At 68.3% G+C, this 14924-nt stretch carries 12 protein-coding genes and 1 pseudogene; 9 read left to right on the top strand and 4 right to left on the bottom strand.

The window, feature by feature from the left end; all coding sequences use genetic code 11:
* The first annotated feature begins 72 nt into the window (after positions 1-72).
* On the top strand, positions 73-1008 hold the full coding sequence (locus TPR58_RS15800; RefSeq protein WP_346247667.1) for a ribose-phosphate pyrophosphokinase: 936 nt from the start codon (positions 73-75) through the stop codon (positions 1006-1008).
* Between the two features lie 16 nt (positions 1009-1024).
* Here the strand turns inward: TPR58_RS15800 and TPR58_RS15795 are convergent, their stop codons facing one another.
* Both TPR58_RS15795 and TPR58_RS15790 read right to left on the bottom strand, forming a co-directional pair.
* A complete protein-coding gene (locus tag TPR58_RS15795; protein ID WP_346247666.1) occupies positions 1025-1774 on the bottom strand; it encodes a sulfite exporter TauE/SafE family protein in 750 nt (249 codons plus the stop codon).
* A 10-nt stretch (positions 1775-1784) separates the two neighbouring features.
* Complete coding sequence (locus tag TPR58_RS15790; protein ID WP_346247665.1) at positions 1785-2267, bottom strand: sterol desaturase family protein; 483 nt, start codon at positions 2265-2267, stop codon at positions 1785-1787.
* Positions 2268-2390: 123 nt separating this feature from the next.
* On the opposite strand from TPR58_RS15790, the gene sucC reads away from it, so the two are divergent.
* The 5 genes from sucC (at position 2391) to TPR58_RS15765 (ending at position 7358) form a co-directional block, all read left to right on the top strand.
* Positions 2391-3590 (top strand): ADP-forming succinate--CoA ligase subunit beta, encoded by a 1200-nt coding sequence (sucC, locus tag TPR58_RS15785; protein ID WP_346247664.1) that lies wholly within the window; start codon positions 2391-2393, stop codon positions 3588-3590.
* 80 nt (positions 3591-3670) lie between these two features.
* Positions 3671-4423, top strand: a complete 753-nt coding sequence (locus tag TPR58_RS15780; protein ID WP_346247663.1) for an electron transfer flavoprotein subunit beta/FixA family protein — start codon at positions 3671-3673, stop codon at positions 4421-4423.
* The gene (locus TPR58_RS15775; RefSeq protein WP_346247662.1) at positions 4420-5349 is read left to right on the top strand and encodes an electron transfer flavoprotein subunit alpha/FixB family protein; all 930 of its coding nucleotides are present in this window, start codon (positions 4420-4422) and stop codon (positions 5347-5349) included. The genes TPR58_RS15780 and TPR58_RS15775 overlap by 4 nt, the downstream gene beginning before the upstream one ends.
* A 7-nt stretch (positions 5350-5356) precedes the next feature.
* A complete protein-coding gene (locus TPR58_RS15770; RefSeq protein WP_346247661.1) occupies positions 5357-6013 on the top strand; it encodes a phytanoyl-CoA dioxygenase family protein in 657 nt (218 codons plus the stop codon).
* 85 nt (positions 6014-6098) lie between these two features.
* On the top strand, positions 6099-7358 hold the full coding sequence (locus TPR58_RS15765) for an MFS transporter (protein ID WP_428835731.1): 1260 nt from the start codon (positions 6099-6101) through the stop codon (positions 7356-7358).
* On the opposite strand, the pseudogene nhaA reads toward TPR58_RS15765, so the two are convergent.
* Positions 7259-8410: pseudogene (gene nhaA, locus TPR58_RS15760) on the bottom strand (Na+/H+ antiporter NhaA); the annotation flags it as partial. The gene TPR58_RS15765 and the pseudogene nhaA sit on opposite strands and share 100 nt — an antisense overlap.
* 80 nt (positions 8411-8490) lie before the next feature.
* Between nhaA and TPR58_RS15755 the strand changes: the two are divergent.
* Positions 8491-9948, top strand: coding sequence for a DUF389 domain-containing protein (locus TPR58_RS15755; protein WP_346247660.1), 1458 nt, complete (start codon positions 8491-8493; stop codon positions 9946-9948).
* 4 nt (positions 9949-9952) lie between these two features.
* Here TPR58_RS15755 and TPR58_RS15750 read toward each other — a convergent pair whose 3' ends face one another.
* Positions 9953-11539, bottom strand: coding sequence for a lysine--tRNA ligase (locus TPR58_RS15750; protein ID WP_346247659.1), 1587 nt, complete (start codon positions 11537-11539; stop codon positions 9953-9955).
* A 113-nt stretch (positions 11540-11652) separates the two neighbouring features.
* Here TPR58_RS15750 and TPR58_RS15745 point away from each other — a divergent pair, with 113 nt between their 5' ends.
* Entirely contained in the window at positions 11653-14379 is a 2727-nt protein-coding gene (locus tag TPR58_RS15745; RefSeq protein ID WP_346247658.1) for an ATP-dependent DNA helicase, read from the top strand.
* Positions 14376-14912: a SixA phosphatase family protein gene (locus tag TPR58_RS15740; RefSeq protein WP_346247657.1), complete on the top strand. Its 537-nt coding sequence runs from the start codon at positions 14376-14378 to the stop codon at positions 14910-14912. Before TPR58_RS15745 ends, TPR58_RS15740 begins: the two co-directional genes overlap by 4 nt.
* Positions 14913-14924: the final 12 nt, after the last annotated feature.

Below are 14924 nucleotides of genomic sequence, written 5' to 3'. Positions count from 1 at the left end.
TGCCGACTTGCGCCACGGGGAACGCACACTAAGGGAGCGTCACGCGACCGTCACGATAAGGCCGAACCACCCATGAAGCTGATGTCCGGCAATTCGAACCTGCCGCTTGCCAAGGCAATTGCAGGCTATCTCGAGATTCCGCTGACCAAGGCGAACGTCCGCCGGTTCGCCGACGAGGAGATCTTCGTCGAGATCCTCGAGAATGTCCGCGGCGAGGACGTGTTCGTGATCCAGTCGACCGCCTATCCCGCGAACGACAATCTGATGGAATTGCTGATCATGGTCGACGCGCTGCGCCGCGCATCGGCCAAGCGGATCACCGCGGTCGTCCCCTATTTCGGATATGCCCGCCAGGACCGGAAGCCCGGCCCGCGCACGCCGATCTCCGCCAAGCTGGTCGCCAACCTGATCACCACCGCTGGCGCCAACCGCGTCCTGTCGGTCGACCTGCACGCCGGTCAGATCCAGGGCTTCTTCGACATTCCCACCGACAATCTGTTCGGCGCGCCGGTGATGAGCGAGGACATCAAGTCGCGCTTCGGCGACCGCAACCTGATGGTCGTGTCGCCCGACGTGGGCGGCGTGGTGCGCGCCCGTGCGTTGGCCAAGCGACTCGACAATGCGCCGCTGGCGATCGTCGACAAGCGCCGCGAGCGCGCCGGCGAATCCGAGGTGATGAACATCATCGGCGACGTCGAGGGCCGCTTCTGCATCCTGATCGACGACATCGTCGATTCGGCCGGCACGCTGTGCAACGCCGCCGCCGCGCTGAAGGCGGCGGGTGCCGAGGACGTCGTCGCCTATTGCACGCACGGCGTGCTGTCGGGCGGGGCGGTGGCGCGGGTCGACGGATCGGAACTGGCCGAGCTGGTCATCACCGACTCGATCGGCAACCACAATGTTATCGCCGACAGCGACAAGATCCGTCACCTGACGATCGCCCCGCTGCTGGCCGAGGCAATGCGCCGCATCGCCGACGAAAGCTCGGTCTCCAGCCTGTTCGACTGAGGGCGCCGACCCGCGCCTAGCGAGTCGCTTCCCAGATCAGTCCTGCACCGACCACGACCATCAGCCAGTAGATGGCGGTATAGAATCGCGCGGCGTCGATCCGCCGCACCAGCCAGACGCCGGCGAAGGTCGATGCGATCGCGACCGGCAACAGCATGGCCGCGGTCATCAGGTTGGCGGCGGTGAACTGGCCGAGCGCGATATAGGCCGGCACCTTGATCCAGTTGACCGCGGCGAAGAAGATCGCGGTGGTGCCGACCAGCAGCGGCGGGCTCAGCCTGCGCGGCAGCACCCATAGCTGGAACGGGGGCTGCCCGGCATGGGCGATCTGGCTGGTGAAGCCCGACGCGATCCCGAACAGCGCGCCGATCCAGTCGGGCAGCGTCGCGGTTTCGTGCGGGACGGGATGGCGTTCGAGCCAGAGCCGCCACAAGCCAAAAAGGATCGAGATGAGCCCGACCACCGCCATCACCGCCTGGGGCGTGACGCTGGCGGCGAAGACATAGCCGATCGCGACTCCGGCGGCGGCGCCAGGCAGCATCCAGCCGAGCAGCCGCCAATCGACCGTCCGGCGGAATGCCCAGACGCCGACCACATCCTGGACGATCAGCAGCGGCAGCAGGATCGCCGCGGCGGTGACCGGGCTGATGACGAAGGCGAGCATCGGCAGCGCCAGCGATCCCAGGCCGGTGAAGCCGCCCTTGGCCAGCCCCATCAGCACCACCGCCGGCACCGCCACGGCGTAGAAGGTCCAGTCGGTGATCATGCGCGCAGGGTCAGCGCCGCACGCCGCCGTTTTTCTTGAGCTGTGCCTTCAGCACCTCGGCACGCGGCGCATACAGGAAACCGAAGCTGACCGTGCCATGCTTGCCCTCCACCGCGTGGTGGAGCCGGTGGGCCTGCATGATCCGCTTCATATAGGTCGAGCGCGGGACATAGCGGTGGGGGACGCGGCGATGCACGATCACGTCGTGAAAGCCGAAATAGATCGCGCCATAGGCAGCGATTCCGGCGCCGATCCAGGTAAAGCCCGGCCACCAGCCGAGCTGCACCCCGCCCAGCAGCATGACGAAGGACGGCACCGCGAAGATCGCCGCGTACAGGTCGTTCAGTTCGAACATCCCCGGCCGCTCGCGATGATGGCTTTCGTGGAGGAACCAGCCCGGACCATGCATGATCCAGCGGTGCGCCGCATAGGCGACGCCCTCCATCACGGCGACGGTGAGCAGGAACAGGGAGATGCCGGTAAGCCAGTTCATGAATGCGATATAGCTCAGCTATGCTGCACTCGCGAGAGGGCAGGGGTGGATTCGACTCTCGCGCTGTGCTTTAGGCGGCGCAAACCCTCCCGATTTCTGCACCTGGAAAGGCGGCGCGTCCCCATGAACATCCACGAATATCAGGCCAAGGAACTGCTTGCGAAGTTCGGCGTCCCGGTCCCCGCAGGCTATGCCGCGCTGACCGTCGAGGAAGCTGTCGAGGCTTCGAAGAAGCTGCCCGGACCGCTCTATGTCGTCAAGGCACAGATCCATGCCGGCGGCCGCGGCAAGGGCAAGTTCAAGGAACTGCCGGCCGAAGCCAAGGGCGGCGTCCGCCTGGCCAAGACCGAGGACGAGGTCCGCGCCGCCGCGACCGAGATGCTCGGCAACACGCTGGTGACGATCCAGACCGGCGATGCCGGCAAGCAGGTCAACCGCCTGTACGTGACCGACGGCGTCGACATCGACAAGGAATTCTACCTGGCGGCACTCGTCGACCGCGCGACCGGCCGCATCGCCTTCGTCGTGTCGACCGAAGGCGGCATGGACATCGAGACCGTGGCGCATGACACGCCCGAGAAGATCCACACCTTCGCGGTCGATCCGGCCACCGGCTTCCAGCCGCATCATGGCCGCGCCGTCGCCAATGCCCTGGGCCTGTCGGGCAACCTGGCCAAGCAGGCAGCCTCGACCGCGTCGAAGCTGTACGACGCGTTCACCGGCACCGACGCCTCGCAGATCGAGATCAACCCGCTGGCGGTCACCGACGACGGCAAGCTGATGGTGCTCGACGCCAAGGTCGGCTTCGATTCGAACGCGATGTTCCGTCACAAGGACCTGATGGAACTGCGCGACGAGACCGAAGAGGATCCGATGGAGCTCGAGGCGTCGAAGCACGACCTGGCGTACATCAAGCTGGACGGCGACATCGGCTGCATGGTCAACGGCGCCGGCCTGGCGATGGCGACGATGGACATCATCAAGCTGAACGGCATGTTCCCCGCCAACTTCCTCGACGTCGGCGGCGGCGCGAGCAAGGAGAAGGTCACCGCGGCGTTCAAGATCATCCTGAGCGATCCGGCGGTGAAGGGCATCCTGGTCAACATCTTCGGCGGCATCATGCGCTGCGACATCATCGCCGAGGGCATCGTCGCCGCGGCGCGCGAAGTGAACATCCAGGTGCCGCTGGTCGTCCGCCTCGAAGGCACCAACGTCCAGGAAGGCAAGGACATCCTCGCCAATTCGGGCCTGCCGATCGTCGCCGCCAACGACCTGGGCGACGCCGCGCAGAAGATCGTTGCCGAGGTCAAGAAGGCGGCCTGATCCAAGGTCGCCCATCGCATCGGCGCTGACCGCTTCCTCCTCGTTCGGAGGAAGCGGATCGGACAGCAGGAGTGGATGGCATGAAGGTACTGGTACCGGTCAAGCGTGTGCTTGATTACAATGTGAAGCCTCGCGTGAAGGCGGACGGGACGGGCGTCGATCTGGCGAACGTGAAGATGAGCATGAACCCGTTCGACGAGATCGCGATCGAGGAAGCGGTTCGTCTGAAGGAAAAGGGTGCCGCGACCGAGGTGGTGGTGGTGACGATCGGGGTGCCGAAGGCGGAGACCGACGTGCTGCTGACCGCCCGCGCGATGGGTGCGGATCGTGCGATCCTGATCGTGAGCGAGGACGAGGTCGAGCCGCTGGGTGTCGCGAAGCTGCTGAAGGCGGTGTGCGACGAGGAGCAGCCGGGCCTGGTGATCCTGGGCAAGCAGGCGATCGACGACGACAGCAACCAGACCGGCCAGATGCTGGCGGCGCTGCTGGGCTGGCCGCAGGGCACCTTCGCCAACAAGGTCGAGGTGACTGGGGACCGGATCGTGGTGACCCGCGAGGTCGATGGCGGTCTCGAGACGGTGGACCTGAAGGCGCCGGCGATCGTGACGACCGATCTTCGCCTCAATGAGCCGCGCTATGCGACCTTGCCCAACATCATGAAGGCCAAGTCCAAGCCGGTGGCGAAGAAGACGGTGGCCGATTACGGAATCGACGTCGCGCCGCGCCTGAAGACGCTGAAGGTGGTGGAGCCGGCCAAGCGCCAGGCGGGCGTGAAGGTCGCCGATGTCGACGAACTGATCGGCAAGCTCAAGGTGTTGGGAGTCGCGAAATGAAGACGCTCGTCTGGGTCGAACACGACAATGCCGCCGTCAAGGACGCGACGCTGGCCGCGGTGACCGCCGCCGGCCAGCTGGGCGAGGTCCATCTGCTGGTCGCCGGCAGCGGCGCCGCGGGCGTGGCCGACGAGGCCGCAAAGATCGCCGGCGTGACCAAGGTCCATCTGGCCGACGATCCCGCCTATGCGCATGGCCTGGCCGAGAATGTCGCGCCGCTGATCGTCAACCTGATGGCGGATCACGACGCGGCGGTGTTTCCGGCGACCACGACCGGCAAGAACATCGCCCCGCGCGTGGCCGCGCTGCTCGACGTGATGCAGATCTCCGACATCCTGTCGGTCGAGGGTCCGGACAGCTTCACGCGTCCGATCTATGCCGGCAACGCCATCGCCACCGTCCAGTCGAGCGACGCCAAGAAGGTGATCACCGTGCGCGGCACCGCCTTCGCCAAGGCCGAGACCAGCGGCGGATCGGCCAGCGTCGAGGCCGTATCGGGCACCGGCGATGCCGGCCTGTCCAGCTTCGTGTCGGCCGAGATCGCCAAGTCGGAGCGTCCGGAACTGACCAGCGCCAAGATCATCGTCTCGGGTGGCCGCGCGCTCGGCTCGGGCGAGCAGTTCCACGCGCTGATCGAGCCGCTGGCCGACAAGCTGGGCGCCGCCGTCGGCGCCTCGCGCGCCGCGGTCGATGCCGGCTATGTCCCCAACGACTATCAGGTCGGCCAGACCGGCAAGATCGTGGCACCCGAAGTCTATGTCGCGGTCGGCATCTCCGGCGCGATCCAGCATCTGGCGGGCATGAAGGACTCCAAGGTCATCATCGCCATCAACAAGGACGAGGACGCCCCCATCTTCCAGGTCGCCGATGTCGGCCTGGTCGGCGATCTCTTCAAGATCGTCCCCGAACTCACCGAGAAGCTCTGAGCGGATCTTGACCCTCGAGGATCACGGGGCGGCGCACCTTCCGGGTGCTGCCGCCCCTTTTCTTGATGCGCTGGAGGTCGCACTGGCCGGTCAGCCGCGCGACCGGGCCGGGATTCGCCTGCACGCCGTTCCGGGATTGGCGATGCTGCTGGCGCACGATGCCTTGGGGCGTTGCGCAGCGCGCCTGCTCGGCCCGGACACCCGCCCCGTCCGTGCGATCCTGTTCGACAAGAGCGATGCCGGCAACTGGGCGCTCGGCTGGCACCAGGACCGGACGATCGCCGTCACCGCACGCGCCGAAGTGCCGGGCTATGGCCCCTGGTCGCTCAAGGCGGGACTGCAGCATGTCGAGCCGCCCTTCGCGGTCATCGAGCGCATGCTGACCCTCCGCATTCATCTCGATCCCGTAGACGCCGACAATGCACCGTTGCTGGTCGCACCGGGATCGCACCGTCTGGGCCGCCTTCCCGACGGGCAGATCGATTCTGCGGTCGCGCGGTGCGGTGTCGCACCGTGCGAGGCGGAGCGCGGGGATGTCTGGCTGTACGCGACGCCGATCGTCCACGCCTCCGCTGCGGCGGTTCGGCCGCGACGGCGGCGGGTAGTCCAGGTCGATTACTCGGCGGACCGACTGCCGCCGCCGCTCGACTGGCTGGGCGTGTAGCAACCGACACCAGTTGCATTTCGTGCAACCGGGAATGCGGCGTGCTGTGGTTGACGCTGCAGTGCAGCATAGCCAGTTGGGGGAGATGCGCCCCGCCCCTTCCCCTGCCCGGCCCCGCCCGGTGCTGCTCGTTCATTTCGCACTCGCCATGGGCGGTTTCGCGATCGGGACGACCGAATTCGCGACGATGAGCCTGCTGCCCTATTTCGCGGAAGGCCTCGGCGTCGATGCGCCGACCGCGGGACATGTCATCAGCGCCTATGCGCTGGGGGTCGTCGTCGGTGCGCCGCTGCTTGCGGTCGGCGCCGCAAAGCTGTCGCGGCGGACGCTGCTGATCCTGCTGATGGCCAGCTTCGCGCTGTTCAACGGGATGAGCGCGCTTGCGCCCACCTATGGCTGGATGCTGGCGTTCCGCTTTCTCAGCGGCCTGCCGCACGGGGCCTATTTCGGCGTCGCCGCGCTGGTCGCGGCGTCGCTGGTGCCGCACGACAAGCGGTCGCAGGCGGTCGGGCGGGTCATGCTGGGGCTGACCATCGCCACAGTCATCGGCGTGCCACTCGCCAACTGGCTGGGCCAGGCAGTGGGCTGGCAATGGGGGTTCGGGGTGGTCGCGGTGCTGGCGATGCTGACGGTCGCGCTGGTGATCGCGTTCGTGCCGCAGGACCGGCCGGAGCCCGCGGCGAGCCCGCTGAAGGAATTGTCCGCGCTGGCCAACGGCCAAGTGTGGCTGACGCTGGGAATCGGCGCGATCGGGTTCGGCGGGCTGTTCTGCGTCTATACCTATGTCGCCTCGACGCTGCTGGAGGTCACCGGCGCGCCGGCGAGCAGCATCCCGATCGCGCTGGCGGTCTTCGGACTCGGCATGACCGCGGGCAACCTGATCGCGCCGCGCTTCGCCGACCGGGCGCTGATGCCGACGGCGGCGGTGCTGCTGGCGGGCAGCGCGATCGCGCTGGCGCTGTACCCGTTCGCGGCCGGCAACTTCTGGACGCTGTGCCTGTGCGTGTTCGCGGTCGGCATGGCAGGCGCGCTGGGTGCGGTGCTCCAGACCCGGCTGATGGACGTGGCGGGCGAGGCGCAGGCGATGGCCGCCGCGCTCAACCATTCCGCATTCAACACCGCCAACGCGCTCGGCCCCTGGCTGGGCGGGCTGGCGATCGCAGCCGGCTATGGCTGGACGTCGACCGGCTGGGTCGGCGCGCTGCTGTCGCTGGGCGGACTGGCGGTGCTCGGCGTCGCGGTGCTGGCCGACCGCAGGACCAGGAAGCCGGCAAGCGCGGACAGCAGCGAGCCGGCGAGCACGCCGATCTTCACCTCGTCGATCAGATCGGGCCGCGCGGGATAGGCCAGCCCACCGATGAACAGGCTCATGGTGAAACCGATGCCCGCAAGCAGCGCCATGCCATAGACCTGCCGCCACCCCGCTCCCTCGGGCGGGCGCGCAAAGCCGGTGCGGGCCGCAAGCCAGATGCTGCCGAAGATTCCCGCCTGCTTGCCGAGGAACAGGCCGGCGGCGATCCCCAGCGGCAGCGGCGCCAGCAGGATCCCCGGGCTCATCCCCGCGAGCGACACGCCGGCATTGGCGAATCCGAACAGCGGCACGATCGCAAAGGCGATCCATGGGTTCAGGATCGCCTCGAGCCGGTGGCGCACCGAGTCGGGAATCGTCATCGCCGCCGCCACCCCGGCGATGGTCGCGTGCACGCCGGACAGATAGACGAGGATCCACAGCACCGCCGCCAGTGCCAGATACCAGCGCATCCGGGTCACCCCGAAGCGCGGGAGCGCGACCATTCCGGCAAGGATCGCCGCCGCCCCGGCGAGCGCCAGCAGGTCGAGATGCGCGGTATAGGCGACCGCGATGATCGCGACCGCGCCCATGTCGTCGACAATGGCGATGGTGACCAGCAGCAGCTTGAGCGAGGGCGGGGCATGCCGTCCCAGGATGGCGAGCACCCCCATGGCGAAGGCGATGTCGGTCGCCGCCGGAATCGCCCAGCCATTGCCCAGTCCCGGCGTTCCGCTGGTGATCGCGAGGAAGATCAGCGCCGGCACCAGCATCCCCGCCGCCGCGGCGAGGACGGGCAGGCGCCGCTGCTGCCAGGTCGCGAGCCGCCCGCCGGTGAACTCGCCCTTGATCTCCAGCCCGACCAGCAGGAAGAAGATCGCCATCAACCCGTCGTTGATCCACAGATGGATCGTCATCGGGCCATGCGCGGGCGCGATCACCGGCCCGACCGCCCGGTGGAGCAGGTCGAAATAGGCCCCGCGCAACGGCGAATTGGCGACGAGCATCGCCAGCGCCGAGGCCGCCATCAGCACGATCCCCCCGGCAGCTTCGGAGCGGATGAAGTCGCGCAGCGCGGATTCGGAAAGCGGATGTCGAATGCGTCTCATCCCTGTCCTTCCACCCTCATGCCCGACCCTTCTGCCCCTACCGGGTGGCCTAGCGGGTGAGAACCCCCTACGTCCGCGTCATGACGCAAGCGACCCTGTCCCCCCTTTCGCTATGGCGCTGGTGGCGTCACACGCTGACCGCAAATGTCGATCATGCCGCCGTCCTGGCGCGGGTAGCCGACGAGGCGCGGTGGAGTTCGCGCTACGCCTTCCTGATCGTCATCTCGGTCCTGATCTCGATCCTCGGACTGTTGCTGCCGTCATCGGCGGTGCTGATCGGGGCGATGCTGATCTCGCCGCTGATGATGCCGATCATCGGCCTGGGCTTCGGGCTGGCCACCTTCGACCTTGCCGAAATCAAGCGCGCGACCTTCGCGCTTGCCGCCGGGTCGGTGATCGCCATCCTGCTGTCGGCAGGCTTCGTGGCGCTGTCGCCGGTGCAGACGATCACGACCGAGATCGCGATCCGCACCAAGCCGAACCTGTTCGATCTGCTGGTGGCGCTGCTGTCGGCGGTCGCGGGCGGCTACGCCCTGGTCCGCGGCCGCGGCGAGACGGTGGTCGGCGTCGCGATCGCCATCGCGCTGATGCCGCCGCTCGCGGTGGTCGGCTTCGGCATCGCCACGACCAACCCGACCGTCGCGGGGGGCGCATTGCTGCTGTTCCTCACCAACCTGGTCACGATCGCGCTGACCGCCGCGCTCATGGGACGGCTTTACGGATTCGGCGGGCACCTTTCGCCAAGCCAGACGCGGCTTCAGGGCTTCCTGATCGTGGCAGGGTTACTCGCGCTTGCGGTGCCGCTCGGCATCGCGCTGCGCCAGATCGCCTGGGAGGCGATCGCCCAGCGCCAGATCCGCGATGCGGTTCGTGCGCCCTTCCCGCGCGATGCCCGGATCAGCCAGCTCGACATCGATTTCGAGCGAAAGCCGCTGCGCATCCGCGCCGTGGTCCTGACGCCGACGCTGCACGGCGATGCCGATGCGCGGACCCGCGCGGCAGTGACCGACTCGCTGGGCGCGCCGGTCGATCTGCATATCGACCAGGTGCGGATCGGCCTGGAAACCGGATCGACCGAGGCAGCGCAGATCGCAGCGGCGCAGACCAGCGAGACGCGCTATGGCGACGACCTGCGCAACCGGCTGGCGCTGGTCGCCGGAGTCACGCCCGAGGCGGTGGTCGCCGACAGCGGCACCCGCCGGGCTCAGGTTCGCGCAACCACCCTGCCGGGCGCGACGGCAGCCGCCTATCGTGCGCTGGAGCAGCGCGTCGCGGCTGCCAGCCAGGGCTGGACGATCATCCTGATCCCCCCGACCGCAGACTTGCCGACGATCGCATTCGACGGCGACACGCCGGATGCGGAGGCGCTGGCGACCGCGATCTGGGCCGGACAGCGCGTGGCGCTGCCGATCGGCGTGTCGGGCGCACAGGCCGAGACGGTCATCGCCCGCCTGACCGAGGCTGGTATCACCGCGGAGCGGGTTCCCGGCGCCGGCGCGACCGTCACGCTTACGTGGCAGGCGCCGGCCCGGCGCTGAACGCTCAGCCGGTCGCCTTGGCGAGCGCCTCGGCGATCAGCTTGCGCGAATTGGCGATGCCGTAGAGCGCGATGAAGCTGCCCATGCGCGGCCCCTGGCTGGAGCCGAGCAGCGTCTCGTACAACGCCTTGAACCAGTCGCGCAGTTCGGCAAAGCCGCCGGTCTTGCCGATCTCGTAGACGATGTTCTGGATGTCCTCGGCACTGGCGTCGGCGGGCAGTGCCGCCAGATCCACATCGAGCCGGCGCAGCGCCTCGATCTCGACGCCCTCGGGCGCGCGGCGCTGGAGCGTCGGCGCCACGAAATCGCGGGCATAGGCGAGCGCATAGTCGATCAGCTTGTCGAGCGCGGGCCAGTTCGCCGGCGAGGCATCGACGACATAATTGCCGAGATAGCCCCAGACCTGCTCCCTGGTCGCGTCGCCGCCCATCACCCCGACGAGGTTGAGCAGCAGCCCGAAGGTCACCGGCAGGGTCTCGGTCGGCACCGCTCCGTTGTGGATATGGTGGACCGGGTTGCCCAGCTTCTGCTCGATCGGCTGGTTCGGCCAGTTGCCGCGGAACTGCCAGTAATCGTCGACCGCACGCGGGATCACGCCCATGTGCAGCGCCTTCGCCTTGCGCGGCTCGCGGAAGATATAAAAGGCCAGGCTCTCGTCCGGGCCATAGGTCAGCCACTGGTCGAGGCTGAGCCCGTTGCCCTTGGACTTCGAGATCTTCTCGCCCTTTTCGTCGAGGAACATCTCGTAGTTGAAGCCCTCGGGCGGCTTGCCGCCAAGGACGCGGGCGATCTTCGAAGACTGGGTGACCGAGTCGATCAGATCCTTGCCCGACATCTCGTAATCGACGCCCAGCGCGACCCAGCGCATTGCCCAGTCGACCTTCCACTGAAGCTTCGCCTTGCCGCCCAGCACGCTCTGGACGACCCGTTCGCCGCCATCGTCGAACGCGATCATCCCCTGTTCGGCATCGACCACCTCGACCGGCACCTGCAGCACGATCCCGCTCGTGGGGCTGATCGGCAGCACCGGCGAATAGGTCGCCTGGCGTTCCTTGCCCAGCGTGGGCAGCATGACGTCGAGGATCGCCTGATAGTTGCGCAGCACCCCGCGCAGCGCATCGTCGAAACGGCCACCATGATAATAATCGGTCGACGACACGAACTCATAGTCGAAGCCGAACCGGTCGAGGAATTCGCACAGCAGCGCATTATTGTGCGCGGCGAAGCTGTCATGCGTGCCGAACGGATCGGGCACCTGCGTCAGCGGCTTGCCGAGATGCCGGGCCAGCATGTCCTTGTTGGGCACATTGTCGGGCACCTTGCGCAGCCCGTCCATGTCGTCGCTGAACGCGATCAGCCGGGTCGGAATATCCGACAGCGCCTCGAACGCATGGCGCACCATCGTCGTGCGCAGCACTTCGTTGAACGTGCCGATATGCGGAAGGCCCGACGGGCCATAGCCGGTTTCGAACAGCACATGTCCCTTGGCCGGCGCGCCGTCGGGATAGCGTTTCAGCAGCTTGCGCGCCTCTTCATAGGGCCAAGCCTTGGAAGCGAGCGCGGCGTCGCGCAACTTTGCCTTGTCGAACATGCCGGGGGCTCTAGCGAAGACTGGGCGCGAGGGCCAGCATCCGGCGGGATCGACGTGCCGGACGGCGGCACAATCCATGTTTCCCTTCCGTTCCGCCATGCTATGGACCGGATGTGCTCGACCTTCCCTATCCCGCGCTGCACGCGAGCCATGGCGGCGTGTGGATCGCACATGAAGGCGAGGTCCGCGCGGTCGGACGCGGCGAGGCGATCCGAATCGCTGCCGACACCCCTACCCTGTTGCTGAACGCGCCGCTGGTCGGGCAGCGGCTGGGCCATCCCGAGCTGTCGGGGCTCGACCTGCTCGAACTCTTCGCGTTCCTGCGCCCTGCCCGCTTCATGGTGCCGACGCCAAAGGGGCTGGCGCGCGCCGCGGGGATCGAGCCACCGGCAAGCGACGCCGACGTCGCCCCGTTCCTGCGCGACGCCGCCGAGGCGTTGCTGGCGAGCATCGACGGCGACTGGCCCGAGCGCGAGGGCGCATGGCATGCGGCACAGTCGCTGTTCCGGCTGCGCTGGCCCTGGGCGCCGGTCGTCGGCCAGCGTCTCGACAAGCCCGAGCGCGCCGAACGCTGGCTCTTCTCGCGCCTGCCCGAATGGAGCGAGCAGCCGCCGCGATCCGCGCCGCGCACGGTGACGCTGAACGACGATGCGGTCGCCGATCGCCTGGCCCGGCTGACCGGCACGGGAGCCGAGCGCCGCCAGGGACAGCGCGACTATGCCGCTGCCGCCGCGCGCGCCTTCGCCCCGCGCGAGATGCGCGATTCGCCGAACCTGGTCCTGGCCGAGGCGGGCACCGGCATCGGCAAGACGCTCGGCTATCTTGCGCCCGCGTCGCTGTGGGCGAAGGAGGCGGACGGCGCGGTGTGGGTCTCGACCTTCACCAAGGCGCTGCAGCGCCAGTTGGCGAACGAGGGCGAGCGGCTGTTCGCCGATCCCGAAGAGCGCAAGCGGCGCATCGTGACGCGCAAGGGACGCGAGAATTATCTCTGCCTGCTGAATCTCGAGGATGCGCTTCAAGGCGGATTCGCCGGGCGTGCGGCGGTGCTGGCGCAGCTGGTCGCGCGCTGGGCGGCCTATAGCGCCGATGGCGACATGATCGGCGGAGACCTGCCGGGCTGGCTGCCGGTGCTGTTCCGCCGCAACGGATCGACCGCGCTGACCGACCGGCGCGGCGAATGCATCTATGCCGGCTGCCCGCATTACCGGAAATGCTTCATCGAGCGGGCGGCGCGGGCCAGCGTCGATGCCGACCTGGTCATCGCCAATCATGCGCTGGTCATGGTCAACGCCGCGCGCGGACGCGAGACCGCGGCACGGCCGACCCGCTATGTCTTCGACGAGGGCCATCACCTGTTCGATGCGGCCGACGCGATGTTCTCCGCCGCGCTGACCGGACAGGAGGCGATCGAGCTGCGTCGCTGGATCACCGGTCCCGAATCCGGATCGCGCGGACGGCGACGCGGGCTCGCTGCGAGGCTTTCCGACGTCGCCAGCTATGATTCCGAAGGCGGCGAAGCGATCGCCGCCGCCGTGATCGCGGCACAGGCGCTGCCGACCGATGGCTGGCTGCAGCGGCTGAACGAAGGCCAGCCCTTCGGCCCGGTCGAGTCGCTGCTCGCGGCAGTCCGCGGCCTGACCTATGCGCGCGCCGAGAATGCCGCCGAGGCCGGCTATGGGCTGGAAACCGAACTTGCCGAGCCCGACGGGACGCTGGTCGAGGCGGCCGGACCGGCCGGAGCCGCGCTGGAGGCGATGGTGCGGCCGATGGTGACGCTGGGCCGGAGGCTGGAAGCAGTGCTGGCCGAGGCGCCCGACTGGATGGACGGGGCGGCGCGCGCGCGGATCGAGGGGGCGATCGCCTCGCTGGGCTGGCGGACCGAGACGGTCGGCGCGTGGCTGTCGCTGATCGCGCGAATCGGGGGGCCGGCCGATCCCCAGTTCGTCGACTGGCTGGCGGTCGACCGGGTCGAGGGCCGCGAATATGATATCGGCCTGCACCGCCACTGGCTCGACCCGTCCAAGCCCTTTGCCGAGACCGTCCTGAAGCAGGCGCATGGCGCGTTGATCACCTCCGCGACGCTGCGCGCGGGCGGTGACTGGGAACTGGCCGAAGCGCGCAGCGGCGCCACCCATCTGATGCGTCCGGCGGGCCGGTTCGAGGCGGTCAGCCCGTTCGACTATGCCAATCAGGCGCAGGTGCTGATCGTCACCGACGTGAAGCGCGGCGACCTGCCCGCGCTGGCCAACGCCTATGCCCGGCTGATCGTCGCGGCGAACGGCGGCACGCTGGGCCTGTTCACCGCGATCCGACGGCTGCGTGCGGTCCATGCCCGGATCGCCGACCGGCTGGCGCGCGAAGGGCTGCCGCTGATGGCGCAGCATGTCGATCCGATCGACACCGGCACGCTGGTCGACATCTTCCGCGACGATCCGCGCGCCTCGCTGATCGGCACCGATGCGCTGCGCGACGGCGTCGACGTGCCCGGCGAGTCGCTGCGGCTGGTGGTGATGGAGGGCGTGCCCTGGCCCAAGCCGACCGTGCTCCATGCCGCACGACGACTGGCTGGCGGCGGATCGGCGCATGACGATCGCATCGTCCGCGCGCGACTGGCGCAGGCGTTCGGCCGGCTGATCCGGCGCGCCGACGATCGCGGGACCTTCGTCCTGCTGTCGTCGGCGATGCCGTCGCGACTGCTGTCCGCCTTCCCCGCCGGAACGCCGGTCGCCCGCGTGACGTTGGATGAAGCGGTGGCACGGGTTCGTCTTTCTTTGGCAACAGGGTTGCGGCATGACGCACCGGCGACCGACCATGAAGATGCCGATCCGGGGATAAGATGAAGACCCTCACCTTGCTGCGTCATGCCAAATCGGGCTGGGACGACACCGTGGCGCGCGATTTCGATCGGCCGCTGAACCCCAAGGGGCATCGCGCCTCCCAGGCGGTCGGCCGCTACATGAAGGCGATCGGGCTGACTTTCGATCATGTCGTCGCCTCGCCCGCGGTCCGGGTCACCGAGACGCTGGGCGAGGTCGAGCAAAGCTATGGCAGCGAACTTGCCCCCGACTGGGACCAGCGCGTCTATCTCGCATCGGTCGCGACACTGCTCGACATCGTCCACGACCTGCCCGACGCGGCGGACCGGGTGCTGATGGTCGGCCATAATCCGGGGCTGGAGGAGCTGGTCCTGGCGCTGATTCCCGATCACGATCAGCTTCGCGACGATGTCGAGGTGAAGTTCCCGACCGCCAGCCTGGCCGAGATGCGGTTCGAGGTCGAGCGCTGGGCGGACCTGAAACCCGGTACCGGCCTGCTCGTCCGGTTCACCCGCCCGCGCGACCTCGACCCCGCCCTGGGCCCTGACCGCGACTGACGGCCCCGGCGG

The sequence above is a fragment of the Sphingomonas rustica genome (genome assembly GCF_039652585.1).
Lineage (GTDB): Bacteria > Pseudomonadota > Alphaproteobacteria > Sphingomonadales > Sphingomonadaceae > Sphingomonas > Sphingomonas rustica.
Note: the sequence above shows the minus strand (reverse complement) of the source record. Positions and strands in the feature narration are given on the sequence as shown.